The sequence below is a fragment of the Streptomyces sp. NPDC002730 genome (genome assembly GCF_042888805.1).
Classification (GTDB): Bacteria; Actinomycetota; Actinomycetes; order Streptomycetales; family Streptomycetaceae; genus Streptomyces.
In genome coordinates, this window is sequence record NZ_JBIAQG010000014.1 from 112,099 (window position 1) to 138,989 (window position 26,891).

General features: G+C 68.9%; 23 protein-coding genes. 18 read left to right on the top strand and 5 right to left on the bottom strand.

Annotated features, from left to right (window positions below):
* The first annotated feature begins 195 nt into the window (after positions 1-195).
* From ACFYXH_RS31965 to ACFYXH_RS31990, 6 genes are all read left to right on the top strand, one after another.
* The gene (locus ACFYXH_RS31965) at positions 196-1,095 is read left to right on the top strand and encodes an FAD binding domain-containing protein (RefSeq protein ID WP_389570302.1); all 900 of its coding nucleotides are present in this window, start codon (positions 196-198) and stop codon (positions 1,093-1,095) included.
* Positions 1,086-1,670, top strand: a complete 585-nt coding sequence (locus tag ACFYXH_RS31970; protein WP_327326793.1) for a (2Fe-2S)-binding protein — start codon at positions 1,086-1,088, stop codon at positions 1,668-1,670. The genes ACFYXH_RS31965 and ACFYXH_RS31970 overlap by 10 nt, the downstream gene beginning before the upstream one ends.
* 5 nt (positions 1,671-1,675) lie before the next feature.
* On the top strand, positions 1,676-4,060 hold the full coding sequence (locus ACFYXH_RS31975) for a xanthine dehydrogenase family protein molybdopterin-binding subunit (protein ID WP_389570305.1): 2,385 nt from the start codon (positions 1,676-1,678) through the stop codon (positions 4,058-4,060).
* Between the two features lie 249 nt (positions 4,061-4,309).
* Positions 4,310-5,791 carry an NCS2 family permease gene (locus tag ACFYXH_RS31980; protein WP_389570308.1) on the top strand — a complete coding sequence of 494 codons (1,482 nt, stop codon included), beginning with the start codon at positions 4,310-4,312 and terminating at the stop codon, positions 5,789-5,791.
* 38 nt (positions 5,792-5,829) lie between these two features.
* Complete coding sequence (locus ACFYXH_RS31985) at positions 5,830-6,981, top strand: XdhC family protein (RefSeq protein ID WP_389570311.1); 1,152 nt, start codon at positions 5,830-5,832, stop codon at positions 6,979-6,981.
* A gap of 245 nt (positions 6,982-7,226) precedes the next feature.
* On the top strand, positions 7,227-7,625 hold the full coding sequence (locus ACFYXH_RS31990; protein WP_389570773.1) for an RNHCP domain-containing protein: 399 nt from the start codon (positions 7,227-7,229) through the stop codon (positions 7,623-7,625).
* A 168-nt stretch (positions 7,626-7,793) separates the two neighbouring features.
* Here ACFYXH_RS31990 and ACFYXH_RS31995 read toward each other — a convergent pair whose 3' ends face one another.
* The gene (locus ACFYXH_RS31995) at positions 7,794-8,369 is read right to left on the bottom strand and encodes a TetR/AcrR family transcriptional regulator (protein ID WP_389570313.1); all 576 of its coding nucleotides are present in this window, start codon (positions 8,367-8,369) and stop codon (positions 7,794-7,796) included.
* Positions 8,370-8,589: 220 nt separating this feature from the next.
* Here ACFYXH_RS31995 and ACFYXH_RS32000 point away from each other — a divergent pair, with 220 nt between their 5' ends.
* Both ACFYXH_RS32000 and ACFYXH_RS32005 read left to right on the top strand, forming a co-directional pair.
* A complete protein-coding gene (locus tag ACFYXH_RS32000) occupies positions 8,590-9,351 on the top strand; it encodes an SDR family NAD(P)-dependent oxidoreductase (protein ID WP_389570316.1) in 762 nt (253 codons plus the stop codon).
* A gap of 191 nt (positions 9,352-9,542) precedes the next feature.
* On the top strand, positions 9,543-10,955 hold the full coding sequence (locus ACFYXH_RS32005; RefSeq protein ID WP_389570320.1) for an aminotransferase class I/II-fold pyridoxal phosphate-dependent enzyme: 1,413 nt from the start codon (positions 9,543-9,545) through the stop codon (positions 10,953-10,955).
* Positions 10,956-11,349: 394 nt separating this feature from the next.
* Here ACFYXH_RS32005 and ACFYXH_RS32010 read toward each other — a convergent pair whose 3' ends face one another.
* Entirely contained in the window at positions 11,350-11,640 is a 291-nt protein-coding gene (locus ACFYXH_RS32010) for a hypothetical protein (RefSeq protein ID WP_389570322.1), read from the bottom strand.
* A gap of 480 nt (positions 11,641-12,120) precedes the next feature.
* On the opposite strand from ACFYXH_RS32010, the gene ACFYXH_RS32015 reads away from it, so the two are divergent.
* Both ACFYXH_RS32015 and ACFYXH_RS32020 read left to right on the top strand, forming a co-directional pair.
* Positions 12,121-12,318 (top strand): hypothetical protein, encoded by a 198-nt coding sequence (locus ACFYXH_RS32015; RefSeq protein ID WP_389570325.1) that lies wholly within the window; start codon positions 12,121-12,123, stop codon positions 12,316-12,318.
* A 107-nt stretch (positions 12,319-12,425) separates the two neighbouring features.
* Positions 12,426-14,279, top strand: a complete 1,854-nt coding sequence (locus ACFYXH_RS32020) for a trypsin-like serine peptidase (RefSeq protein WP_389570328.1) — start codon at positions 12,426-12,428, stop codon at positions 14,277-14,279.
* Positions 14,280-14,397: 118 nt separating this feature from the next.
* On the opposite strand, the gene ACFYXH_RS32025 is transcribed toward ACFYXH_RS32020, so the two are convergent.
* Positions 14,398-15,378, bottom strand: a complete 981-nt coding sequence (locus tag ACFYXH_RS32025) for a YhjD/YihY/BrkB family envelope integrity protein (RefSeq protein ID WP_389570332.1) — start codon at positions 15,376-15,378, stop codon at positions 14,398-14,400.
* Positions 15,379-15,593: 215 nt separating this feature from the next.
* Between ACFYXH_RS32025 and ACFYXH_RS32030 the strand changes: the two genes are divergently transcribed.
* From ACFYXH_RS32030 to ACFYXH_RS32065, 8 genes are all read left to right on the top strand, one after another.
* Complete coding sequence (locus tag ACFYXH_RS32030) at positions 15,594-16,292, top strand: GAP family protein (protein ID WP_389570776.1); 699 nt, start codon at positions 15,594-15,596, stop codon at positions 16,290-16,292.
* A gap of 153 nt (positions 16,293-16,445) precedes the next feature.
* Positions 16,446-16,904, top strand: coding sequence for a DUF6325 family protein (locus ACFYXH_RS32035; RefSeq protein WP_389570334.1), 459 nt, complete (start codon positions 16,446-16,448; stop codon positions 16,902-16,904).
* Between the two features lie 66 nt (positions 16,905-16,970).
* Complete coding sequence (locus tag ACFYXH_RS32040; RefSeq protein ID WP_389570337.1) at positions 16,971-17,255, top strand: SHOCT domain-containing protein; 285 nt, start codon at positions 16,971-16,973, stop codon at positions 17,253-17,255.
* Between the two features lie 33 nt (positions 17,256-17,288).
* On the top strand, positions 17,289-18,671 hold the full coding sequence (locus ACFYXH_RS32045; protein ID WP_389570339.1) for a chloride channel protein: 1,383 nt from the start codon (positions 17,289-17,291) through the stop codon (positions 18,669-18,671).
* A gap of 126 nt (positions 18,672-18,797) precedes the next feature.
* Positions 18,798-20,384, top strand: coding sequence for a gluconokinase, GntK/IdnK-type (locus tag ACFYXH_RS32050; protein WP_389570342.1), 1,587 nt, complete (start codon positions 18,798-18,800; stop codon positions 20,382-20,384).
* A gap of 122 nt (positions 20,385-20,506) precedes the next feature.
* Positions 20,507-21,421 (top strand): cyclase family protein, encoded by a 915-nt coding sequence (locus ACFYXH_RS32055; RefSeq protein WP_389570778.1) that lies wholly within the window; start codon positions 20,507-20,509, stop codon positions 21,419-21,421.
* Between the two features lie 146 nt (positions 21,422-21,567).
* On the top strand, positions 21,568-23,148 hold the full coding sequence (locus ACFYXH_RS32060) for a GMC oxidoreductase (RefSeq protein ID WP_389570344.1): 1,581 nt from the start codon (positions 21,568-21,570) through the stop codon (positions 23,146-23,148).
* A gap of 211 nt (positions 23,149-23,359) precedes the next feature.
* Positions 23,360-24,154, top strand: a complete 795-nt coding sequence (locus ACFYXH_RS32065) for an SDR family oxidoreductase (protein WP_362677282.1) — start codon at positions 23,360-23,362, stop codon at positions 24,152-24,154.
* 248 nt (positions 24,155-24,402) lie between these two features.
* Here ACFYXH_RS32065 and ACFYXH_RS32070 read toward each other — a convergent pair whose 3' ends face one another.
* Both ACFYXH_RS32070 and ACFYXH_RS32075 read right to left on the bottom strand, forming a co-directional pair.
* Complete coding sequence (locus ACFYXH_RS32070) at positions 24,403-24,567, bottom strand: hypothetical protein (protein ID WP_389570348.1); 165 nt, start codon at positions 24,565-24,567, stop codon at positions 24,403-24,405.
* Between the two features lie 87 nt (positions 24,568-24,654).
* Entirely contained in the window at positions 24,655-26,577 is a 1,923-nt protein-coding gene (locus ACFYXH_RS32075) for a glycoside hydrolase family 15 protein (RefSeq protein WP_389570351.1), read from the bottom strand.
* Positions 26,578-26,891 lie beyond the last annotated feature (314 nt).

Genomic DNA, 26,891 nt, shown 5'->3' on the forward strand with positions numbered 1-26,891 from the left:
GAATCTACAAGACGGGACAGGCGACCAGCCAACTCCTTCATGGTTTCGGTGACTGCACCAGGCGCAGCCCGGCTTGTGTACTGGGGTCACAGCGCGTTAACAGCACATGAATAAGCGCAGGAACAAACAGTCGAGGGCCAACCGTCCCGGGCCCGCTGCGACGAACGCCCACGATTGAGAAGAAGAGAGCCACTCATGGACTTCCTTCGCCCCGCCAGCTGGGAGGAGGCGCTCGCCGCCAAGGCCGAGCACCCCACGGCTGTACCCATTGCGGGCGGCACCGATGTGATGGTCGAGATCAACTTCGACCACCGCCGGCCGGAGTACCTCCTGGACCTGAACCGCATCGGCGAGCTGTGCGAGTGGGAGGTCGGCGAGGACACCGTCCGACTGGGCGCCTCCGTTCCGTACACCCAGATCATGGAGAACCTCCGGGCCGAACTGCCCGGACTGGCACTGGCGTCGCACACGGTCGCATCGCCCCAGATCCGCAACCGCGGCGGCGTCGGCGGCAACCTCGGCACCGCATCCCCGGCCGGCGACGCCCACCCGGCGCTGCTCGCCGCGGGCGCCGAGGTCGAGGTCGAGTCGGTACGCGGCAGCCGCCTCATCCCGATCGACGAGTTCTACACCGGCGTCAAGCGCAACGCGCTGGCGGCGGACGAGCTGATTCGGGCCGTCCACATCGAGAAGGCCGACGGACCGCAGCAGTACTCGAAGGTGGGCACCCGCAACGCGATGGTGATCGCGGTCTGCGCCTTCGGTCTGGCCCTGCACCCGGAGACCCGCACGGTGCGCACCGGCATCGGCTCCGCCGCCCCGACCCCGGTCCGGGCGAAGGCGGCCGAGGAATTCCTGAACGCCGCGCTGGAAGAGGGCGGCTTCTGGGACAGCCGGAAGATCATCACCCCGTCGATCGCCAAGCAGTTCGCGGAGCTCGCCTCCGGCGGCTGCAACCCGATCGACGATGTGCGTGGCACCGCGAGCTACCGCCGTCACGCGGTCGGCACCATGGCCCGCCGGACCCTCGGCTGGACCTGGGAGGCATACCGGGGCAACGCCCACGGCACAAAGGGAGGCGCACAATGCGCGTGAACTTCACGGTCAACGGTCGTCAGCAGGAAGCGGACGACGTGTGGGAGGGCGAGAGCCTTCTCTACGTGCTGCGTGAGCGCATGGGCCTGCCGGGCTCCAAGAACGCATGCGAGCAGGGCGAGTGCGGCTCCTGCACGGTCCGGCTCGACGGCGTCCCGGTCTGCTCCTGCCTCGTTGCCGCAGGTCAGGTCGAGGGCCGCGAGGTCGTCACCGTAGAGGGCCTGGCGGACTTCGCCAAGCAGCGTGCCGAGCACGGCGGCTGCGCCACGGCCGCCTGCGGCACCACCCTGGACCAGGCCAAGCAGTGGGAAGCCAAGCCTTCCGACTCGCAGACCGGCGAGGGCTCCGAGCTCTCCCCGATCCAGCAGGCGTTCATCGACGCCGGCGCCGTGCAGTGCGGTTTCTGCACGCCCGGTCTGCTGGTCGCCGCCGACGAACTGCTCGAGCGCAACGCCGAGCCGTCCGACGCGGACATCCGTGAGGCGCTCTCCGGCAACCTCTGCCGCTGCACCGGTTACGAGAAGATCCTCGACGCGGTCCGCCTCGCGGCCGCCCGCCAGGAAGAGGCGGTCTGAGAACCATGGCCACCATCGGTACTCCCACCAACATCTCCCAGGGCTCCCGGACCAAGGGCGGCATCGGCGAGTCGACGCTGCGTCCCGACGGCACCCTCAAGGTCACCGGTGAGTTCGCGTACTCCTCGGACATGTGGCACGAGGACATGCTCTGGGGCCACACGCTGCGCTCCACCGTCGCGCACGCCGAGATCAAGTCGATCGACGTCTCCGAGGCGCTGGCGACGTCCGGCGTCTACGCCGTACTGACGTACGACGACCTGCCCACCGAGGTGAAGAACTACGGCCTGGAGATCCAGGACACCCCGGTCCTCGCCCACGGCAAGGTCCGCCACCACGGCGAGCCGGTGGCCCTGGTCGCCGCCGACCACCCCGAGACCGCGCGCCGCGCCGCCGCCAAGATCAAGATCGAGTACGTCGAGCTGCCGGTCATCACGGACGAGGCGTCCGCGACCGCCCCCGACGCGGTCCTGGTCCACGAGGGCCGCGACGACCACCACATCGGTCATGTCCCGCACCCGAACATCGTGCACCGCCAGCCGATCGTCCGCGGCAACGCCGACGAGGCCGCCGAGCGCGCCGACGTCATCGTCAAGGGCGAGTACACCTTCGGCATGCAGGACCAGGCCTTCCTCGGCCCGGAGTCCGGCCTCGCGGTCCCCTCCGAGGACGGCGGCGTCGAGCTGTACGTCGCCACCCAGTGGCTGCACTCGGACCTCCGTCAGATCGCCCCCGTCCTCGGCCTGCCCGAGGAGAAGGTCCGGATGACGCTCTCCGGCGTCGGCGGTGCCTTCGGCGGCCGTGAGGACCTGTCGATGCAGATCCACGCCTGCCTCCTGGCGCTGCGCACCGGCAAGCCGGTCAAGATCGTCTACAACCGGTTCGAGTCCTTCTTCGGGCACGTCCACCGGCACCCGGCGAAGCTCTACTACGAGCACGGCGCCACCAAGGACGGCAAGCTCACGCACATGAAGTGCAGGATCGTCCTGGACGGCGGCGCGTACGCCTCCGCATCCCCGGCGGTCGTCGGCAACGCGTCCTCGCTCAGCGTCGGCCCGTACGTCGTCGACGACGTCGACATCGAGGCGATCGCGCTCTACTCGAACAACCCGCCCTGCGGCGCCATGCGCGGCTTCGGCGCGGTCCAGGCGTGCTTCGCCTACGAGGCTCAGATGGACAAGCTCGCGGCGAAGCTGGGCATCGACCCGGTGGAGTTCCGCCAGCTCAACGCCATGGAGCAGGGCACGATCATGCCGACCGGGCAGCCGGTCGACTCCCCGGCCCCGGTCGCCGAGCTGCTGCGCCGTGTCAAGGCCAGGCCGCTGCCGCCCGAGCAGCAGTGGCTCACGGCCGGTGAGGAGGCGGACGTCCGCGCCCTGCCGGGCGGTCTGTCCAACACCACGCACGGCGAGGGTGTCGTCCGCGGTGTCGGCTACGCGGTCGGGATCAAGAATGTCGGCTTCTCCGAGGGCTTCGACGACTACTCCACCGCGCGGGTGCGTATGGAGGTCGTGGGCGGTGAGCCGGTCGCGACCGTGCACACCGCGATGGCGGAGGTCGGCCAGGGCGGTGTCACCGTCCACGCTCAGATCGCCCGCACCGAGCTCGGTGTCTCGCAGGTGACGATCCACCCGGCCGACACCCAGGTCGGCTCGGCCGGCTCCACCTCCGCCTCCCGTCAGACGTACGTCACGGGCGGCGCGGTCAAGCACACCTGCGAGAACGTCCGCGAGAAGGTCCTGGAGATCGGCCGCCGCAAGTTCGGCTCGTACCACCCCGCGTGGGCCACCGCCGAGCTGCTGCTCGAAGGCGGCAAGGTCGTCACCGACGGCGGCGAAGTCCTCGCCGACCTGGTGGACGTACTCGAGGGCGAGTCGGTCGATCTGGAGCTCGAGTGGCGCCACCGCCCCACCGAGGCCTTCGACCTGCGTACGGGTCAGGGCAACGGCCACGTCCAGTACTCGTTCGCCGCGCACCGCGCGGTCGTCGAGGTGGACACCGAGCTCGGCCTGGTCAAGGTCGTCGAGCTCGCGGTCGCCCAGGACGTCGGCAAGGCGCTCAACCCGCTGTCCGTCGTCGGCCAGATCCAGGGTGGCACCACCCAGGGCCTGGGCGTCGCGGTCATGGAGGAGATCATCGTCGACCCGAAGACCGCGAAGGTGCGCAACCCCTCCTTCACGGACTATCTGATCCCCACCATCCTCGACACGCCGACCATCCCCGTCGACGTACTCGAGCTGGCCGATGACCACGCGCCGTACGGACTGCGCGGCATCGGCGAGGCTCCGACCCTTTCGTCGACCCCGGCCGTGCTCGCGGCGATCCGGAACGCGACGGGGCTGGAGCTCAACAGGACACCGGTACGCCCCGAGCACCTCACCGGTACCTGATCCCCGCCTTCTCCGGGCGGTGCGCCGTGCTTCCGAGGAACGTCACACTTCCCGCCCGCCCGACGCGCCGCCCGGAGAACTCGAGTACCGCACCGCTCGCGGTCCTTGAAACCCCGCACCACCAGCAGCACCCGGCACCATCCAGTTCGCCTCGGGCCGTCCCCCGGGTCGTGCAGCCAGCGCACCATCCCAAATCCCGCGATTTCAGTCCCCATGCGGGTGCCCCTGTGAACCTTGGGAGTAGGCACCATGACCCAGCAGTCCCTTGAGACCAAGACCACGGCGGAGGACGCCGGCGCGGGTACGCGCCAGCCCGCCGGAAGGTCTTGGCTCGACCGGTACTTCCACATAACCCAGCGAGGATCGACCGTCGGTCGGGAGGTGCGTGGCGGCATCACCACCTTCATGGCGATGGCGTACATCATCCTTCTCAACCCGGTGATTCTCTCGGTTCCGGATGCGGCCGGTCACAGGCTCGACGGTGATCAGCTCACCACCGCGACCGTCTTCGCCGCCGCGGCCACCACCATCGTGATGGGCTTCATCGGCAATGTGCCGCTGGCCCTCGCGGCGGGACTCAGCGTCTCCGCCGTCATGGCCTTCCAGGTCGCCCCGGAGATGACCTGGGAAAACGCGATGGGCATGTGCGTCATCTACGGCGCCGTGATCGTCCTGCTCGTCGTCACCGGCCTGCGTGAACTGATCATGAACGCCATCCCCCTGGCACTGAAGCACGCGATCACCATGGGGATCGGCCTCTTCGTCTGCCTCATCGGCCTGGTCCAGGCGGGCTTCGTCACCTCCATGCCCGGAGACGGCGGTATCGCTGGAGCCAAGCCGATCCAGCTCGGCACGAGCGACATGCTCACCGGCTGGCCGGTGCTCTGCTTCGCCGTCACCGTCCTGCTGATCTTCCTGCTGCAGGTCCGCAAGGTCCCCGGCGCGATCCTCATCGGCATCGTCGGCGGTACGGTCTTCGCCGCGGTGGTCCACCAGTTCGCGGGCCTCGACAAGAAGGCCTGGGGCGGACTGAACGCACCCGAGATCACCGGCTCCATCGTCAGCACGCCGGACTTCGGTCTCTTCGGCAGTGTCTCTTTCAGCGGCATGGGTGGCGTCGGTGGCATCACCGTCGGCGTCATCGTCTTCACCCTGGTGCTGGCCGGCTTCTTCGACGCCATGGGCACCATCATCGGCATCGGCCAGCAGGCCAACCTCGCCGACGACAAGGGCAAGATGCCGGGCCTCAACAAGGCCCTGGCCATCGATGGTGCGGGCGGCGCGTTCGGCGGCCTCGCCGGCGCCTCCGGCCAGACGGTGTTCGTGGAGTCCACGGCGGGCGTCGGTGACGGTGCGCGCACCGGCTTCGCCAGCGTGATCACCGGCCTCGCCTTCACGCTCTGCCTGTTCTTCACTCCACTCGCCCAGGTCATCCCCACCCAGGTGGCCGCCGCCGCGCTCGTCGTCATCGGATCGATGATGATGACAAATGCCAAGCACATCGACTGGAACGACCAGGCCACCGCGATCCCGGTGTTCCTGACCACCGTGCTGATGCCCTTCACGTACTCGATCACCGCGGGCATCGCGGCGGGCGTCATCGCCCACGTCCTGATCAAGGCCGTGCAGGGCAAGGCGCGCGACGTCGGCTGGCTGATGTGGGTGCTGTCCGTCGTCTTCCTGGCCTACTTCGCCCTTCACCCGATCGAGGGCTGGCTGGGAGTCAAGTAACTCCCCGTCGCCCCTACACACACCTTGAGGAGACCGATGTGCTGGACATCGCCGAAGAGCTGAACCGGTGGGTCGAGCAGGGACGCGAATTCGCTGTCGCCACCGTGGTGGCGGTCGGCGGCAGCGCGCCCCGGCAGCCGGGCGCCGCTCTCGCGGTGGACAGAGAGGGCACGGCGATCGGGTCGGTCTCCGGAGGGTGTGTGGAAGGGGCGGTGTACGAGCTGTGTCGGCAGTCGCTCGAGGACGGTCTCACCGTCCTCGAGCGATTCGGCTACAGCGACGATGATGCCTTCGCCGTGGGCCTGACCTGCGGCGGAATCATCGACATCCTCGTCACGCCGGTACGCGCGAACTCTCCCGCGAGGGAGGTGTTCGCGGCCGCGCTGTCCGCCGCCGCCGGAGGGGAGGCGGCGGCGGTCGCGCGGATCACCGACGGACCGGCGGAGGTCAGGGGCCGTGCGCTGCTGGTCCGGCCGGACGGTTCGTACGACGGGGTCCTCGGCGGTCATCCCGAGCTGGACCGCACGGCTGCGGCCGAGGCTCGCGCGCTGCTGGACGCCGGCCGCACCGGCACGGTCGTCATCGGCGAGGACGGCAGCCGCTGCGGACAGCCGTTGACGCTCCTGGTCGAATCGAGCGTCCCGGCCCCCCGCATGATCGTCTTCGGCGCGATCGACTTCGCCTCGGCACTGGTCCGGGTCGGCAAGTTCCTCGGCTACCACGTCACGGTCTGCGACGCCCGTCCCGTTTTCGCGACGAGGACCCGCTTCCCGGAGGCGGACGAGATCGTCGTCGACTGGCCGCACCGCTATCTGGAGTCGACGGAGGTGGACGGCCGCACCGTCCTCTGCGTCCTCACCCACGACGCCAAGTTCGACGTCCCGCTGCTCGAACTGGCCCTGAGACTTCCCGTCGCCTATATCGGCGCGATGGGTTCCCGGCGTACGCATGAGGACCGCAACAAGCGGTTGCGTGAGGTCGGCGTGACCGAACTCGAACTGGCCCGACTGCGCTCGCCGATCGGCCTGGACCTCGGCGCGCGTACGCCGGAGGAGACGGCGCTGTCGATCGGTGCGGAGATAGTGGCGAACCGGCGCGGCGGCAGCGGAGTCTCCCTGACGGGAGCGCACACCCCGATCCACCATGATGGCCTGCAGGCCTCGGTGGGGCGGATAGGTTCGGTCGCCTGACGCCGTTTGCGGCCTTCCGTTGCCCGGCGTGCTGAATAAATTCGGTTGCTGTATGCCCGTGCGGCGGGATCTCATCAGGCGACCGGATGTCGAGGCAGAGGTGGTGCGTGTATGCCCAGGGCCCAGCGGAACCGTTCTCGCGATCGAGGAAGGCCTCCCGCCCTCGCGGTATGAACTCCCTTGATGCGAGACGGCGTTCAGAGCTGACGCCCATCCCGCGCATCACACCAGGAGTCGTGTCCACGATGTCCCGCAACGCCTCACGCAAGTCCCCGGGCAACACCTCCAGACGCGCCCGCACCGAAGCGCGTGCCCAGTCCTTCCGCTGCCTCCACTGCGGTCTCGACGTATCGATGACCGCAGCCGGTACCGGTCACCGCAATCACTGCCCCAACTGCCTGTGGAGCCGTCATCTCGACGACACCCCCGGCGACCGGGCTGCCGACTGCGGAGCCCGGATGGAACCTCTCGCCATCTCCGTCCGCGGCGACGGCGAGTGGGTGCTCGTCCACCGCTGCACCGGTTGCGGGGTGCTCCACGCCAACCGCACGGCGGGTGACGACAATGCCCTGCCGCTGACCCGGCTTGCGGTGCGCCCGCTGGCCCAGCCGCCGTTCCCGCTGGAGCGGCTCGGCACTCTCTGAGGAGTGTCCGGATCTCGAACTGCCGTCCACCCAAGGCCGATTGGTTCGAGATCCGGTCTCTCCGCACCGTAGGAAAGCTCATGGCCGCCCGCCCGGTTCCGTCGAGAACCTCGCTTCAGCACTGTCCTCCTGTGAATTGACAGAGCGTCAGGACAACCGCCGCGCGCGTCAGTGCCGGTCGGTGCTCAGTCCGTCCAGGATGAGGTCGAGGAGACGTTCGGCCTGCTCGCGCTGTTCGGGTTTTCCGGAGGCCAGAGCAATACCGGTGAGGCCGGCGAACATGTCGGTCGCGCTGATGTCCGACCGGATGGTGCCGGCGCTTACGCCGGCGTCCAGGAGAGAGGTCAGGGCGGACAGCATCATCTCGTGGCTTTGTGCGTAGGGGTTGACGCCCGACTCGACGAGGGCCCGCAGGGCATCGGCCATGCCCAGTTTGGCGGTCGCGTAGTCGATGAAGCGGCCCATCCAGGCGCGCAGCGCCTCACGCGGCTCCATCGTGGCCAGAAGGTCGGGGGCGGCGTCGCACAGCCGGCTCAGCTCATTGCGGTACGCGGCCTCGATCAGGATCTCCCGGGTCGGAAAGTTCCGGTAGAGGGTCCCGGTGCCTACGCCGGCTTCTTTGGCGATGCGCTCCAGGTGTGCGTCCAGTCCCTGCTCGGCGAAGACGCGCACCGCAGCGGAGAGGATCTTGTCCCGGTTGCGCTGCGCGTCGGCCCGCAGCGGGCGCCCTGTCTCTCTGGTCATCGGCGGTCTCCTCTCGTCCCGGGTTGCTAAGTGGAGGAGCATCCGCTTATGGTCAATGAAGTGGCGGCGCCTCCACTTCCACTGTAGGGCATCTGCTGCCCGCATTCGCTTCCCGGAAGGGGAAGGGCGCTCTCGCCCCACATCTCCCCGCCGCCGCCATGCGCGTCGTTACCCACAGCGGAGCACTGCGCGGGAACCAAGAACGTCATAGGAGAAGGAAATGAATCTCTCGCTCGAAGGAAAGGTCGCCGTTGTCACCGGCGGTGCGTCGGGGGTCGGTCTGGGTATCGCCCAGGAGTTCGTTGACCAGGGCGCCCGCGTGGTCATCACCGATCTCCAGCAGGAACAGCTGGACGAAGCAGTCGCGGTGATCGGACCGAACTGTTCCGGCATCGTCGCGGATGTCACGAGTCTCGCGTCCATGGAGATGATGTACCGGGAGGTCAAGACGCGGTACGGACGGCTCGACGCGGTCGTGGCCAACGCCGGCATCGGCGCTCACGCCCCGCTCGGCTCGATCACGGAGGAGCAGTTCGACCGGACCTTCAACGTCAATGCGAAGGGCGTCCTCTTCACCGTCCAGTCGGCACTGCCGCTGCTGCCGTCCGGTGGAACGGTCGTCATCATCGGATCGACGGCTTCCATCCAGCCTCCGCGCGGGATGAGCATGTACGGCGGCGCGAAGGCCGCGGTGCGCGGTTTCATCCGGTCCTGGATCCAGGACATCAAGGGGTCGGGTATCCGGATGAACGTCCTCAGTCCCGGGGCGGTCGACACCGAGTCCCTCAGGCGCGCTCTGGGGATGGCGCAGGGAGCCGATCAGGTGGACGCCGCGATCAAGACCATGGGCGAGGGCAACCCGACCGGGCGAATCGCGGATCCCCGCGAGATGGGCAAGGCCGCGGTGTTCCTCTCCAGCGATGCGTCGAGCTTCATCACCGGCGTGGAGCTCTTCGTGGACGGCGGCATGGCGCAGGTGTGAAGCACCGGCGCCTACTACTTCGGCCGACAGCCGAACGTTGTCCACCGGACGACGGGCCCCGAGAAGTCCGGCTGATCAGCCCCGGGGGTGTCCCGCACGCCCCAGCCGTTGAACGCCGTCCCATCCCCTTCCGTATACCTGGGCGGCTCATGTGCTTCCGCATGGGCCGTTCCGGCAGGGGAGGCAGATCTATGGCCGGCAGCAATGTCACCGCACTCTTCCGCGCGTCCACCGCGCACAGCCCTTCGTACTTCACCCTGAACAGGGCAGCCGGCGGCGAGGGCGGCGAGATCACCGACTTCTGCATCCCCTGCAATCCGTACTTCCCCACCCCAGTGATGTTCGATCAGCTCGGTGACCGCCTACGCGAGATCCTGACGTACTACCCGAGCAGTGCGGACACCATCACCGCCGAGCTGTGCCAGGTACTCGGCCTCAACCCGCAGACCGTCGCCATGGGAAACGGCTCCACCGAACTGATCACCTGGATCGACCATTTGCTGGTCAAGGAGTCGCTGGCGGTCCCCGTCCCCACCTTCGGACGGTGGACCGACCAGCCGATGGAGACCGGCAAGCGTGTGGACATGCTCCTGCTGCCGGAGGCACGCGGTTTCGGCCTCGACCCGGAGTCCTTCGTGCAGTTCATCCGCAGCCGCGGCTCCCGCGCGGCGGTCATCTGCAACCCCAACAACCCCGATGGCGGTTACCTCCCCAAACAGCAGCTCCTCGCCATGCTCGACTCACTCCAGGACCTGGACCTGGTCGTCGTCGACGAGTCCTTCCTCGAATTCGCGGATGCCGAACCCGAGCCGAGCGTCGCGGCGGAGGCCGTACTGCGGACGAACGTGATCGTGCTGCGCAGTCTGGGCAAGAACTTCGGGCTGCACGGCGTGCGCTTCGGCTACCTCGTGTCGAATCCCAGCCTCGCCGCGAAGGTGCGGGTCGCGCTGCCGAAGTGGAACCTCAACTCCTTCGCCGAAACAGTGGTGTTCATGCTGAAGGAGCACCGCCAGGAGTACGCCGAGAGCCTCCAGCAGGCCCGGCGCGACCGGCAGGAGATGACCTGGCGCCTCTCTCAGCTGCCGGGCCTCACCATCTACCCCTCGCAGGGCAACTTCCTCTATGTCCGCCTGCCGGAGGGTGTGGACGGGGCGGTCCTGCGGGACCGGATGCTCGCCGAACACGGCGTATTGGTGCGCGAGTGCAGCAACAAGGTCGGCAGCTCGAGCCGCTTCCTGCGCCTCGTGGTGCGTCCGCATCAGGACGTGATCCGGCTGATATCGGCGATGGAACAGGTGCTGTACGGACAGCGCACCCAGGTGGCCGAACCGCCCCCGCAGCCGATGGCACCGATGCTGGCCCAGGCGCCCGCGCCGCAGCAGCAGAGACCAATGCAGCAGACACCGATGCAGCAGACACCGATGCTCGCTCTGGCCCAGCAGCCGGTCGCCGCCCGGGGCCTGGCCCCGGCGGCCCGGCAGCAGAACTTGCCGCCTGCCGGCGCCATGCCTGCCGCTTCTCCCATGCCCGCCGCGTACGGGGAGACTGCCGCCGGCTACACCTCGGGCACGGCAGCGGTGGACCGTCTGATCGCCCAGGCCTAGGAGCGCTTCGTCAGGTCGCAGCCCCGCGCTCCTGCGGACCGACTCGCCGCCCAATCCGGCCGGCGGAGAGGAGGAGCCGACCAGCAAGAGGTGAGCCATCGGCTACCCCTCACCGAACGCCCCTGAACTCCTCGCAGAACGAGGCGACACGAGTAGTCCCCACGCGGCACGGCAGTGGGCCCGGCAGAAATTCCGCCGGGCCCGTTGCCGTCTGGTGCCGTCGCTACCGCTCCAGGGGGTGATTCGATATCGCATTCACCGATCGATCCCTTCGAATCCCTGGTCAACGTTCGCGGGGGCTTGACGTCGGCGGAATCCGTTGCAATGCACGGCGGCCCCGCCGGAGTATTCCGGCGGGACCGCTACCACGTCACTCTTGCTCAGTGGGATGTGATCAGGCTGTCATCCGAGCGATCACGTTCTCGATGGCCTCGTCCAGAGAGGTCCGCGAGACGATCTCCCGCTGCTCTCTCTCGACCCGGCCGGTCGAGACTTCCGCGACTTGAATCTCGGCCTTGCCATTGCTCCATACAATGATCTCGCCGAGCATTTCCTCGGTCTCCAGAATCAACTGAACCGAGCTCGGGTCGAATTCCGCCGGAGACTCGACGAGTTCGCATGCGATTCCGCTCTCACGAAGACGCGCTTCGCTCGCGGCCACCCACTCCCTCAGGGCTTCCAGCACGTTCGCTCCCATCAGCATGCACCCAGCCGGATATTGCCCGCCGCGGGAAGCTCCGGAATCGGCAGGCCCTTCTTCTTCGCGAGCCGGGCCTCGAACGAGTCAGGTCCGGACATCGTGTAGTCACCAGGCCTTCCACCTGGAGTCAGCGAGGAATGCGGAACGTCGAACTCGACGTAGACCGACCCATCTGCGACAGCGCCACCCGCTCGTCGTGCAGTTGGCTGAAACTTGGTCCCGCCGAGAATAGCCCCCCACAAACGCACTAAGAGCCACCAATGAAACGGAGCGGCCAATTCCGTACCGGACAGTAATGTCGGGCGAAACGTTGCCTTCAATGCATGGGTGTTACTGATTCGTTATAGCTGAGTGCTGGTGAAGGAACGGAATAGGAGAGTGGTACTTTTTCGTGGAGGACCGGGGGAGAGGACCTTCTCTCGCGGCGACTCCATACGCCGCGCACCATCTGGAAGGAAACCTCAGGTGATATTCGCTCGCGCGGAGGACGTCCGGTCCGCCAAGGCGGACAAGACCTGGACGTACGCGGACCAGATCAGTGCGGGCGAGTTCACCGGCGCCAAGACCAGTGATCTGCTGGTCCGCTGGAACGACGGCAGGCTCACCCTGCACCCGGGTGTGGACGCCGCCGGCACGCACAGCGAGGTGCAGCTCGTCGGCTGACCCCGCCCGCCCCGTCCCTCCGGTCGCCGCTCTCTTCAGCAGCCGTCGCACCCGGACCCTTCGCGCCCGTTTCCGCCCACACCTCTCCCACCCGATGGAGTTCCCCCTTGCGCATACCTTCCCTGCCCCGCCTCACCGTCTCCCTGGCGTGCTGCGCCCTGGCCACCGTCGCCACAAGCCCCGCCTCCATGGCGGCCGACCGGCCGTCACCCGCACCCACGAGTCCATCGCCCGGTGCTTCCCCCGCGGCAGCGGACCGGGCGGGCACGCCGGCGCGGCCGGACGACGACAGCTGGTCGGTAGCCGAGGCGCTGCAGTTCTGGACACCGGAGCGCATCGCGTCCGCCACCGATCCTTCCGGCCGCCCCGGCGCCGGCCTGCCGGGGCGGGGTACGTCACCACACGCCCGAGCGGATGTGGGGCAGCAGTTTGCGGGCATCCCCTCCGTCGGCATCCTCTTCACCGTCGGCGCCGATATGCGGACGCACTACTGCTCGGCCAGCACGGTGCAGAGCAAGGGACGCAACCTCATCCTGACGGCAGGTCACTGCCTCAATACCAAGGCCGTCTTCGTGCCGAAGTACGACCCGGCCAAGAGCCTCGCGCAGCAGCCTTACGGCATCTGGCCGGTTGACGAATGGTTCGCCGACAAGCGATACGTGAAGAACAGCAGAGGCCCGGAGTCCGACCTGGACTACGCGTTCGCCCGGGTCAAGCCCAACGGCACCAGGAACCTGCAGGACGCCGTCGGCGGCAACACGCCGGCCCGTCCCACCACATCGGAGAACGCCGTCACCACCATCGGCTATCCCAATGTCGGCCGAAATCCGCAGGACCGGCCCGTCCAGTGCACCAGCCGCACCCAGGCACTGCCGGACTTCAACCAGATGCGCATCGACTGCGCAGGCATGTGGGACGGCGTCTCCGGCGGGCCGTTCTTCTCCACCCTCGACCGCGCCAAGGGCACCGGAGAGATCATCGGCAACGTGGGCGGCTGGAACGGTGGCGGGCCGGGCGTACCAGCCACTCACCCGGCGTACAACCGCATCACCTACAGCCCGGTGTACGGCGATCGGTTCCTCCAGCTGTACGACGATGCCGACAACGGCCGTCACAGCGACTTCGGCCCCTACGTCCAGCCGGCCCTGCCCTTCGCGATGGGCGGCTGGGAGCAGTGGCAGAACGCCAGGCTGCTGGCCACCGGGGACTTCACGGGCAACGGGAGCGGCGACCTGCTCGTCGTGTGGGCCGACGGGTCGGTCGTTCTCTACCAGGGCAGCGGTGCCGGCGACCCGAAGCGTCCGTTCTCCGCCGTCCACCGGCTCGCCGCCCCCGGAAGTATCTGGAAGAACGCGCGGGCCATCAGCGGCGGCAGGTTCACCGGCAGTGGCACGGACGGGCTCGTGGTGCGCTGGAGCGACGGTGAGCTGAGCGAGTATCGACACGTCGACAAGACGGGCTTCCACGACGAGAAGACTCTGGCCAAACACAAGAACTGGCAGAACGCCAGGCTCATCGCCGTCGGCCGGCACACCCCGGGGGCGCTGCGGGACGACCTGGCCGTCGTCTGGGCGAACGGCTCCGTCGGGATGTACGCCGACGTCGACAGCAAAGCGGTGAGCAAGGGCACCTTCCTGGTGAAGCCGAACAAGACGTGGCCGCTCGCCGCACAGATCACCGCCGGGGAGTTCACCGGCAGGAACACCGGCGACCTGCTTGTGCGCTGGGTGGACGGTGAAACCACCATCCACCCGGGCGTCGACACCGCCGGCATGCACGGCGAGATCAAGATCCGACCCCCGAAGTCCCCGTGGACCCGCGCCGTTGTCGTCACTGCCGGGGCCTTCGGCTCCGACACCCGCCGCAACGACGTCCTGGTCCGCTGGACCGACGGCACCGTCACCGTGCACGCGGACGTCGACAAGGCAGGTCTGCACACGGAGGCTCGGATCGTGCAGTGAACGCCCTGCACCCGCCGGGCTGAAAATTCAATCGGGGCCCGGGCTGCGCGGGCGAAGCCGTCGCAGCCCGGGCCGGCACGACCGGCCCGAGGGTTGCCCCAGGAGCAGAAACCATGGGTCAAGTGCCTCCGGCCTTCTGCCAGGTGGGAGGTGGACTGCCCAGGTGACGGGCCAGGAACGGTTCCTGGGCCGCGACGGCTCCCGCGCAGATGCCGATGGCGACCGCCACACACACCACGATCAGCCACGAGAGCAGTACGAAGACCGAGCCGACCGACCCGTACTCGGCAAGGGCGCGATTGAGCGCCCGGGGCATGTAGAAACGCGCTCCGATCGACAGAAATGTAACGGCGATCGCAGTGATGACGGCTCCGGGCAGCAGAGGTGGCCAGCGGATCAGGCCGCCCAGCAACAGGTGCTGGGTCCACCACCAGAGCGCGGTCTGGGTCAGCACCGTGACCGGGACGCCAAGCCACAGCCCGGCGCCGAAGCCGTCGCGCAGCGGCGCCTGCACGACCAGAACCGCCAGCCAGATCCCGATCCATGCCAGCCACCGCCAGGCGGCGATCCCGGTTCCCGCCCTGGGGATCTCCCAGGCCCGCTTGCACAGCCGCTGCATCGCCCGGCTGACGGCCGTGGCGGAGAGCAGCAGCATGAGCGCGCCCACCACACCGGTGGCCTCACGCAGAGTGTCGGTACCGGACCGATACACCTGCTCCAGCTCGTCGTTCGCGGCGCCGCCGAGCCCGAAGACCGCGCGCACGGAGCTGATCAGCTGATTGCGCACCGCCTCCGGGGCGAAGGACCCGACGACGAAGAGCAGCGGGACCGCGGTCAGAAAGCACTGCGCCGCCAGCCGGGTGGCGGAGTCGAAGATGTTCACCGACACCATCCGTGCGGCGAGATGCGAGATGACCGGGAAGCGGGCCTCGGCCCGCGTGTGCAGCCACTTCGCGGTGGCGACCAGCTTCCGGGACCGGACCTGCCACCAGGACGGCCGGAAGACGGAGCCAGGACGGCGGTCCGCCGCGCCCTCTTCCTCGGCGTGCGTCCCCTTGCTCGGCCGCCCCCGAAGGTCCTCGGGCTCACTGGGAGGCATCAGCCGGCGGGTACGGCACCCGGGCTCTGCGAACGGCCCCCTGCCTTCCACGGCACCCGTACGGAATGCGTCATGGCGCTGCTCCTTCCCTGCGTCCAGGGTGGGGGACGGAGTGCGCGGCGGCATCTTCGGCAAGCCGGCAGCGCGGTGACCAAAAGGTGTCGCTTCCGCGTCCTTTGCATAGTCTCGTGATGTCGCCACACGATTGGGTCGCCATGGTCATCGACCTGCTCCTCATCGCGCTGGCCATCACGCTCGACCCTCTGCCGATCATGGCTTTTGTCCTGGTGGTGTCGTCCACCAGGGGTGCGTGGAAGGGGCTGGCCTTCATCCTGGGCTGGCTGGCCTGTCTCGTCGGTGTGATCGCTCTGGTCCTCGCGCTGACCGGCGGACAACCCCCGCCGCCCAGATCTCCGCCGTCCACGGCGGGGCTCGCGGCCAAACTCGCCATCGGCCTCACGCTGGTGCTCTACGGCGAACACCGGCGACGGCGGCTTGGAGAGGCTCACGAGCCGGCCTCCGGGTCCGCCCGCAAGCCGTCTCGCAAGTCTTCCCGTTCCCCGTCGTCCCCTTCCACGACCTCCCGGATGGACCGCAGCTCGGCCTGGGCGGCGGCGGGACTTGCCGTGTTCCTGCAGCCCTGGGGCATCGTCGCCGCGGGGGCGACCACGGTCATCGAGGCCGACCTGTCGCACTTCTCGTCGTATCTGGCACTGTTCGGCTTCTGCATCCTCGCCACCGCGAGTCTGCTGGCCGCCGAGCTGTATGTGGTGTTCGCACCGGAGGCGGCCCAGGCCCGGCTGATGAAACTGCGCACTTGGCTGGAAGGCCACCAGGAGCCGGCGATCGTGGCCATCTGTCTGTTTCTCGGCCTGTGGCTCACCGGGAAGAGCATCTACCAGCTGACCAGTTGACGCGGCAGGCGCCAGGTCTCAGGAAGTGCGAAGCCTTCCGCCGGGTGTTGCAATGGCCTGAAAGGGCCGCTCCGTCGCCGTCTGTCGCGGCGAGCGCCGCCGGACACGAGCGGTGGTCGAGGCCCGTACCCGACGCGCTCGTGAGGAGTGGCCATGGGCGACGACATCGAAGAGATGGGCCCCGTCGACTACCTGGTCGTCGAGTTCCCCGGCAACCGTATGACGGGCGAGGGCTTCCCCCTGCTCGTCGATCTGGTCGATCGCGGCATCATCCGCATCCTCGACCTCTGCTTCATCCGCAAGGACAGCGACGGCTCGGTTACCGCACTTGAACTGACGGATCTCGGGGACGGGCTCGACCTGACGGTCTTCGAGGGTGCCTCGTCCGGGCTGCTGGGCCAGGACGATCTCGACGAGGCCGCGACCGCGCTGGAGCCGGGCAACTCCGCCGGAATCCTGGTGTACGAGAACCTCTGGGCGGCACCCTTCGCCCGAGCCATGCGGCGCAGCGGTGCCCAACTGGTGACGAGCGGCCGAATTCCCGTCCAGGCCCTGCTGGCCTCCCTGGACGAGGTCGAGGCGACGGCCCCCGGCGGACCCGCCGCCGACTGAAGGCAACGGGCCCATGGACCGTCCCTGCAGCGGTCCGCCCGCACCCACCGTGGGAGATGAGTGAACATGCCCGGACTTATTCGTGGCGTCGCCCGCACCGCCGTCGTCGCCGGAACCGCGACCGCGGTGTCCAACCGCGTGTCGCGGCGTCAGGCGGGTCGGTGGGCGCAGCACGACGACCAGCAGCAGCCGCAGGCCGCGGCACCCGCTCCGGCCCCAACGCCGCCCGCTCCACCCGGCGACGACATGAGCAACAAGATTGATCAGCTCAAGCAACTGGGCGACCTGAAGGCCCAAGGGGTGCTGACCGAAGAGGAATTCGCGGCAGAGAAGCGCAAGATCCTTGGCTGACACCGGAGTTGGGGACCGGGAAAGGACGACTCCATGACGGAGCCGAGCCCGCGACCAGCCGCGTCCGGCAGTGGAACGCAGCCGGAGGAGGCGGACCGGCTGCGCGACATGCTGCGCACCCCGACCTACCTGAAAACGCTCGCGTTCAGCGCCCTCATCGGTATTCCGGTGTCGCTCGCCGCGTTCTGGTTCCTCGTCGGGCTCCACCAGCTGGAGCATCTGATGTGGACCAATGTGCCGCAGGCCCTGGGCTGGGACGCCCCGCCGTGGTGGTGGCCGCTGCCCCTGCTGCTGGTCGCCGGCATCCTCGTCGGCCTGCTGGTCACACATCTGCCCGGCGCCGGCGGCCACATCCCCGCCTCCGGACTGCACGCCGCGGGCTCCTCGGCCGCGGCGCTGCCCGGAGTGATCCTCGCGGCCGCGGCCAGCCTCCCGCTCGGCGCCGCCCTGGGTCCCGAAGCCCCGCTGGTCGCCCTCGGCGGGGGCCTGGCGCTGCTCTTCAGGAACCTCGTCCGGACGCCGGCCACCCCGCAGAACAAGGCACTCCTGGGCGCGGCCGGCGCCGCGGCGGCCGTCTCGACGATCTTCGGCAACCCGCTGATGGCCGCGGTGCTGCTCATGGAGATGGCGGGGGTCGGCGGAGCGCAGCTGTTCGCGGTCATGCTGCCGGTGCTGCTGTCCAGCGGGGTGGGTTCGCTCGTGTTCACCGGTTTCGGCCGCTGGACCGGCCTCTCGACGGGCGGCCTGTCCCTGAAACTGGGCGAACCGGTTCCCCGTATCGATACCGGTGACGTGGTCTGGTCGGTGCTGATGGCTGTCGCGATCGGTGTCTTCGTGCATCTGATCCTGGCCGGAGGCCGGCTGGCCGCCGTGTTCGTCTCGATGCGCCCCGTCGTCCACACCGCCGTCTGCGCGCTGGCCGCCGGAGTCTGCGCCTCCGTGTACGCGCTCACCACCGACCTGTCACCTGCTGACGTGGCCTCGTCCGGTCAGGCCACGCTGACCCGGATGGCCGCCGATCCGCACGCCTGGGGGGTCGGTGCCCTGATCGCCGTACTGATCTGCAAGGGCGCGGCCTACGCGCTCTGTCTGGGCAGCCTGCGAGGCGGACCCATCTTTCCCTCCCTGTTCCTGGGCGGCGCGGTGGGTGTGCTGCTCGCGCCCCTTCCGGGTCTGGGGGTCGTACCGGGAATGGCCGCGGGCATGGCGGCCGCGGCGACCAGTTCCCTGCGGCTGCCGGTCAGCAGCGTGGTGCTCGTCGTCCTGCTGCTCGGCGAGACCGACATGATCCCCGTGGTGATCCTGGCGGCCGTTGTGGCCTTCGTGACCACCGAGCTGCTGCCTCCCGGCCGCGCTGTTCCGCCGGTGGTCAAGCCCGCCGTATCTCCGGCCGCCCGCGTGGCCGGCCCCGCCTGAGAGTGGCCGCGCGCAGCCGCCGAGACATGAAGCGGACACCATGGGCCGTGATGGGAGGCGTCGTGATCGTTGTCGCCGGATTCGTCATCCGGGCGCTGTGCGCAGCTCCCCGTCCTTGGAGGACTGATGACCGGGGCGCTCCCGGCTCCGGCGGGTGACGCGGCCGCCGGGGTGCCCGATGCCTTGGTGCTTGTCGTCGGCGTGGCGGGATCGGGCAAGTCCACGGTGGCGCGGCTGCTCGCCGACCGGCTCGGCTGGCCCTACCGGGACGCGGACGATTTCCACCCCCCGGCCAACCGCGCCAGGATGGCGGCCGGTCAACCGCTGACCGACAAGGAGAGGCGACCGTGGCTGAACGCCATCGCCGCCTGGATGGACCAGGAGATTGCCGCGCGGCAACCGGCCGTGGTCACGTGCTCCGCGCTCAAGCGCGCCTACCGGGACCAACTGCTCGGCGGACGGCCCGTGCGCCTGGTGTACCTGCACGGTTCGCGGCAGCTCATCCGCTCCCGACTGGTCGCCCGGCACGGCCACTTCTTCCAGGCCGGACTGCTGGACAGTCAGTTCGCGGATCTCCAGGAGCCGGAGCCCGACGAACACCCCTTGGTGGTGGAGATCGACCAGCGGCCGGAAGCCGTCGTCGAGGCCGTCATATCCCTGCTGCGCGCGGACACCGCATCGGTTCCCCCGCGGACCGGCGCGCCGGCCGTAGGCACCGTACTGAGTGAGGAGCTGCGCATGCCCCCCAGCGCGACAGACGAACACCGGACGGACGAACACGCGACAAGGCAACACGCGACGGGAGAACAGTGGCAGCTGCGCCACGCCGAGCAGACGGCCGTCGTGATCCAGCTGGGCGGCGCCCTGCGCCACTACGAGGTGGACGGCCGTCCGCTGCTGGACGGATTCACCGCCGACGCACGGATCACCGGCGGCCGAGGGCAACTTCTCGTTCCCTGGCCCAACCGGGTGGGCGGCGGGCGCTACCACTTCAATGGCCAGGATCTGCAACTCCCACTGACCGAGCCGGAGAATCACAACGCGATCCACGGACTCCTCCGCTGGACCCCGTGGGAGCTGCTCGCCCGCAGCGACGACGGAGTCAGGGTCGGCACCACGCTCTTCCCGCAGCCGGGCTATCCCTTCCTGCTGGAGGTCGTCGCCGAGTACCGGCTGGGGCCGCAGGGGCTCGAGGTCACCGTCACCGCGACCAACGTGGGGGACACCGCGGCACCTTATGGCGCGGGCCAGCACCCTTATCTGACCGTGGGCACGGACCTGGTGGACACGGCGCTGCTGACCGTACCCGCCCGCTACCGGCTGCGCACCGACGAGCAGAGCCTGCCGGTCGGCCGGGAACCGGTCGAAGGCACGGCGTACGACTTCCGCGTCGCCCGGCCCATCGGCGAGCAGCAGCTGGACACCGCGTTCACCGGACTCGACCGGGATCCCTCCGGCCGGGCCGTGGTGCGGCTGGCGCACCCTTCGGGGCTGCGCGGTATCGACGTACGGCTCGACGAAGGCACCCGGTACGTCCAGGTGTACACAGGTGACACCCTGTCCGAGCCCGGGTGGCGGCGCCGCGGTCTCGCCGTGGAAGCCATGTCCTGTCCGGCGGACGCTTTCCGCAGCGGTACGGATCTGACCACCCTGGAGCCGGGCGCCAGCCATGTGCTCCGGTGGGGCCTCGGCCCCTGGGAGACCACCGGTTGAGGCCGGCGCCGCTGTCGCGGGCCTGGACCGGCCGCCCGACAATGAGACGCCGGACGCCCGAATCGTCGGCGGGAGGCAGCATCCCCATGGCCCCGTACACGGAACCCGCAGCCCCGCAGCCCATGACCGCGGAAGCCTTCCGGCAGCTGTACGAGCACCTGCGCGACGGCGCCCGGCGCAGTCCCGACGACCGGCGCGGAGCACTCAACCACCTGACGCCCGAGCGGGTGCTCGCAGCCGCCGCCGAGGTCAGGTCCGGGCACACGGTGTCCCTCGCCTCGCCCATCGAGACCCGGCCGGGCCCGGACAATCCCGAGCCCGCGGAGCACCGGATGACCGGACCCGCGCCCGGTGACATCGGCGCGGACGGGCTGCACTTCGCCCTCGACCGGTTCGCGATGAACGTGCACGGGGACGCGGACAGCCATCTCGACGCGCTCTGCCATGTGCTGTTCGACGGCGAGCTCTACAACGGGGTGCCGGCGAGCACTGTGACGCGGGACGGCGCCGGTTCGCTCTCCCTCGACGTGGTACGGGACGGCATCGTCGGCCGCGGCGTACTTCTGGACATCCCGCGGCTGCGCGGGGTGCCCTGGCTGGAACCCGGCGACCATGTGACAGCCGACGACCTGACCGCGGCCGAGGCCGCCCAAGGGGTCCGGGTCGGGCCGGGGGATCTACTGCTCGTCCGGGTGGGGCACCGGGGAAGGCGCCGGGAGCTCGGGGCCTGGGACGCGGCGCAGGCCCGGTGCGGCCTCCATCCGACGGCGATGCGGTTCCTGGCCGAGCGGAAGGTCGCGGTGCTGGGCGGGGACGGCAACAACGACACCGCCCCCAGCGCGGTGGCGGAGATCGCCTTTCCCGTGCATGTGCTGGCCATGCACGCCTTGGGAGTGCATCTCATGGACTACCTGCAGTTCGAGGAGCTGGCTCCGGCGTGCGAACGGGCCGGCCGCTGGAGCTTCCTGTGTGTGGTCGCGCCGCTGCGGCTGCCGGCGGCCACCGGCTCTCCGGTGAATCCGATCGCCGTTCTGTGACCGCGTCCGCACGGCGGCTCCCGGGTCGCCGCGAACCGGAAGGGCGGTTACGTTCGAAAAGGCGGAATGGTTCCTTTGTCTCCGCAGCGTGATGTGACAGGTCCCGGCGAGAGGGCAGGGCCGCGAGAGCAAGGACGGTGGTCGCCGTGGGCGACTCCCCGCACTATGACGTCATCATCATCGGCAGCGGCGCCGGCGGCGGTACGCTCGCCCACCGGCTCGCCCCCTCCGGCAAACGGGTGCTCATCCTCGAACGCGGTGACTATCTCCCGCGTGAGCGGGACAACTGGGACTCCACCGCCGTGTTCGTCAAGGGCAAGTACCGGGCCCCGGAATTCTGGTTCGACAAGCACGGCAACGAGTTCCCGCCCGAGGTCAACTACTACGTCGGAGGAAACACCAAGTTCTACGGCGCCGCCCTCTTCCGGCTGCGGCCAGAGGACTTCGGTGAACTCCGCCACCACGACGGCGTCTCGCCCGCCTGGCCGATCCGCTACGAGGATCTGGAGCCGTACTACACCCAGGCCGAACACCTCTATCTCGTACACGGGCGGCACGGCGAGGACCCCGGCGAAGGGCCGGCGAGCGCGCAGTACGCGTACCCGCCCGTCGAACACGAGCCACGCATCCAGCAGTTGAGCGACGACCTGGAGAAGCGGGGCCTGCACCCCTTCCATCTGCCCATCGGGGTCAACCTGACCCAGGACAGCAACGGGCGGGCGACCCACTCCAGCGTCTGCATCCGCTGCAACCGGGTCGACGGATTCCCGTGTCTGGTGCGCGGCAAGTCCGACGCCCAGGTGATCTGCGTGGAACCCGCCCTGCAGCACCCCAACGTCGAGATGATCACCAATGCCCGAGTGGTCCGGCTGGAGACCGACCCGGCCGGACGCAGCGTCAGCACGGTCGTCACCCGGAACGCGGACGGGTCGGAGGACCGGTACGCGGCGGACATCGTGGTCGTCGCCTGCGGGGCGGTCAACTCCGCCGCTCTGCTGCTGGCTTCGGCCAACGACCGGCACCCCCGCGGGCTGGCCAACAGCTCCGACGTGGTCGGCCGTTTCTATATGCGGCACAACAACCTGGCCCTGATGGCCGTGTCGAAGGAACCCAACGACACGCAGTTCCAGAAGACCCTCGCCATGAACGACTGGTATCTGGGCGCGGACGACTGGGACTACCCGCTGGGCGGAATCCAGATGCTCGGCAAGTCGGACGCCGAGCAGATCCACGGCGAGGCCCCACGCTGGGCCGGAGCGGTGACCCCGGACATGCCCTTCGAGGTGCTGGCCCATCACGCCGTCGACTTCTGGCTGTGCGGCGAGGACCTTCCGCTGTCCGACAACCGCGTCACCCTGGACGGCGACGGCAGCATCCATCTGGCCCTCGACGAGAAGAACAACGTGGAAGGCCTGAAGCGTCTGCAGCACAAACTCCAGGGCATGCTCGGTCACTTGGGCATGCACGAGCACCATCTGCTGTCGCACAGCATCTATCTGCACAAGGGCATGCCGATCGGCGCCACCGCTCACCAGGCCGGCACCGTCCGGTTCGGCGACGACCCGGCCGCCTCCGCCCTGGACGTCAACTGCAAGGCCCACGACCTGGACAACCTCTACGTGGTCGACACGAGCTTCTTCCCGAGCATCGGCGCGGTCAACCCGTCCCTGACGGCCATCGCCAACGCCCTGCGGGTGGGCGACCACCTCATGGAACGGCTGAGCTGACCGCCGGGCCGGCCACTGGTCCGACCGGGCGAAGATGCTCCGCCGGGCAGCCCAACGTCAGCTCGCCGGAGGTGCCGCGTCCCGCCACCGGTGATTCTCTGACGCCGGGACTCACCCGGCCGCGGGCCGGCGGACCGGGGGCCACGCAGCCAGGAGGCAGGCAATCGTGAATTCCACCGCGGGTGTACCCCAGGGCGTGATCCCGACGCATCTGCTGAAGGGGCAGAAGGCACTGGTCACGGGCGCCAACTCCGGAATCGGCATGGCGACGGCCATCGGTCTTGGCCGAGCCGGCGCCGACGTGGTCGTGAACTATGTGGCCGACCGTGCGGCCGCCGAGCAAGTGGTCAAGGAGATCACCTCGTTCGGGGTGCGCGCGGCGGCGTACGAGGCGGACGTGTCCCAGGAGGACCAGGTCGTCGGCATGATGGACCGGATGGTCCAGGAGTTCGGGACGATCGACATCCTGGTCGCCAACGCCGGTCTGCAGCGCGACGCCCCGTTCACGGAGATGACCCTCGCCCAGTGGCAGAAGGTGCTGGACGTCAACCTGACGGGTCAGTTCCTGTGCGCCCGGGAGGCGACGAAGGAGTTCCTGCGACGCGGGGTCGTCCCGGAGGTGTCGAGCGCGGCAGGGAAGATCATCTGTATGAGCTCGGTGCACCAGCTCATCCCGTGGGCGGGGCACGTCAACTACGCCTCCTCCAAGGGCGGCGTACAGATGATGATGGAGACACTGGCCCAGGAACTCGCACCGCAGAAGATCCGTGTGAACGCGGTCGCCCCGGGAGCCATCAAGACGCCGATCAACCGCAGTGCCTGGGAGACGCCGGAGGCCCAGGAGGATCTGCTGCGGCTCATCCCGTACAAGCGCATCGGCGAACCCCAGGACATCGCCCATGCCGTCGTCGGCCTTGCCTCCGACCTCATGGACTACGTGGTGGGAACGACCCTCTATGTGGACGGCGGGATGACCCTCTTCCCCGGCTTCGCCACCGGCGGCTGACGTTCCCCCGATCTCCCTGCGCCATCCCGAACAGCAAGGGCACGCATGGTCGAAGACCCAGTGGGCGATGGTGGTCTGATTGGCCGTCGGCCGGTTACTCGCCGACACGGAGCTCAGCCCGGTCACCTTGGAGTCCGGGCTGAAGCCGTCCGGGCCGATCGTCGTCGGTCCGCTGCTCGATCACGTCAGACCTACGGACAAGACGCGACGGATCCCCCTACCCCGGCAGCGACATCCTCTTCGGCAGGTCACTCGTCCGGCACACCCTGGCGGCCCGGTACGCGCAGGGCAGCCGTTTCCTGGTGCGGCCCGCCTCCGAGCCGCTCCCGCCGGAGCACGACACGCTGTTCGTGGTAGGGGCCGACGGCCGGCTCGACCCGGTCACCGAGACGCAGGCGGTCACTCCCCGACAAGGCGACACCGTCGTACTCCTCGGCTCCTCCCCGCCAGGCCCGGCGACTGCCGCCCCGGGCAGCGACTTCCGCGCCGGGTATCGACCGTCAGCCGCCGACGTTCGGCCGGTCCCCGACCGGCACCGTCGAGATGGGAGCCCGGTCCGCCGTACCGAGCGGAATCGAAGTCCCCGTCTCCCGCGCCCGGTTCAAGGTCGCGTCCAGGGTGATGGCCGCGTCGATGAGCGCCAGATGGGTGAACGCCTGTGGGAAATTGCCCAGTTGTCGACCCGTCAGGTCGATCTCCTCGGAGTACAGGCCCAGATGGTTGGCGTACGTCAGCATCTTCTCCAGGACAAGTCTGGCCTGATCGGTCCGCCCGGCCCGCGCCAGCGCGTCGACGTACATGAACGTGCACAGGGAGAATGTCCCTTCGGAGCCGCGCAGACCGTCGGGCGAGGCTTCGGGGTTGTAGCGGTAGACCAGGCTGTCGGTGACCAGCTCCCGGTCCATCGCGTCCAGAGTGGATGTCCACATCGGGTCGTCGGGGGTGATGAAGCCCACCGTCGGCATCCGCAGCAGCGAGGAGTCGAGCACATCGCTGCCGTAGTGCTGGACGAAGGCGTTGCGCTCCGGGTCCCAGCCCCGCGTCAGAACCTGCTCGTAGATCTTGTCCCGCTCACTGCTCCAGCGGTCGAGCGCGGCCGGCCGGCCGCTGGCGGCCGCGAGCCGCAGCGCGCGGTCGAAGGCGACCCAGGACATCACCCGGCCGTACGTGAAGTCCTTGCGGCCGCCCCGGGTTTCCCACAGGCCCTCCCCGGGCTGGTCCCAGTGATCGGTGAGCCAGTCGAGGATCGTGTGCAGCGAGGTCCAGCCCCCGTGGTCCAGCTGGATACCGCGCTGGTGCGCGAAGAAGATGCTGTCCAGCGCCTCGCCGTAGATGTCCAGTTGCAGCTGGTTGGCGGCGCCGTTGCCGATGCGCACGGGGGCGGAGCGCTGGTATCCCTCCCAGTGCTCCAGGGTCTCCTCGAAGAGGTCGGAGGAGCCGTCGACCCGGTACATGATGTTCAGCGGGCCTGTGTCACCGTCACTGCCGGCCTTCTCCTTCACCCGGTCGCGCAGCCAGCCGATGAACGCGGTCGCCTCCTCCTTGAACCCCAGTCCCAGCAGGGCGTACACGGAGAACGAGGCGTCGCGGATCCAGGTGAACCGGTAGTCCCAGTTGCGCTCGCCGCCCAGCTGCTCGGGCAGCCCCGCCGTCGGGGCCGCCACCAGGGCGCCGCTGGGTGCGTACGTCATCAGCTTCAGCGTCACGGCGGAGCGCTCCACCGCCTCCCGCCACCGGCCCGAGTACCGGGACTGGCCGAGCCAGGACCGCCAGTACTGGACGGTGTCGTCGAAGAGCTGCTGGAACTCGGTGAGGCGGATTTCGCGCGGCGGTCCGCCGGCGGACGACTCCATGACCAGGCCCCGCTGCTGACCGGCGTGCAGGGTCACCGAGAAGTGCAGATCCTGTTCGCCCGTGAGGGAGTTCAGCAGCCGCTCGTCCTCCGGTTCGCGGACCGCGTGGACGGTCAGTTCCAGATCCTCCGCGGTGAACACCGCTCCGTGGTCGGTGATGTGCAGCTTGTGCGGTTTCCGGCCGTAGTCGAATCGGGGGGCGATGTCGATCTCGAAGGTCATGCTGCCGCGCACGCATCGGAGCATGCGGACCAGCCGGTGCCGAGGGGTGGCCGTCTGCCCGGTCACCGGCATGAAGTCGACCACCTCGCCGGCGCCCGACTCGGTCATGAACCGGGTCACGAGAATCGCGGTGTCGGGAAGGTACAACTGCTTTGTCGCGTAGGTTTTGGTGGCCGGGGCGACCGTGAAATGCCCGCCCTTTTCACGGTCCAGCAGAGCGCCGAACACGCTTGGCGAGTCGAAGCGGGGACAGCAGAACCAGTCGATCGTCCCGTCGGTGGTCACGAGCGCCGCGGTCTGCAGATCACCGATCAGGCCGTGGTTCTCGATCAGCGGGTAGTCGTCCATTGTGAGCCCCTTCCGGCCCGGGCCGGAGACGCACGGCCGCGCGACCCCCCAGGTACGGCTCGGCAGCATCGCGGACATCAACCTCATGCGCCGTTGAGCCGATCCGGTGCCACCCGGTCAGCTTAAGCAAGGAACTCCCCACGGGCCTGCCGAGCCGGTCCGGACCTGGCCTTTTGAGCGGCGGAAACACGGCGCGGACCCGGAAGCGTGCAATTCCGGGAAGCCCGGACAGCGTCCTGTTTCTGCGCCCGCCGGGGTACGGCATTAGCGTGGATGTTGAAGGCCGCATTCCAGAGCTGAACCCGGAGGGTGCC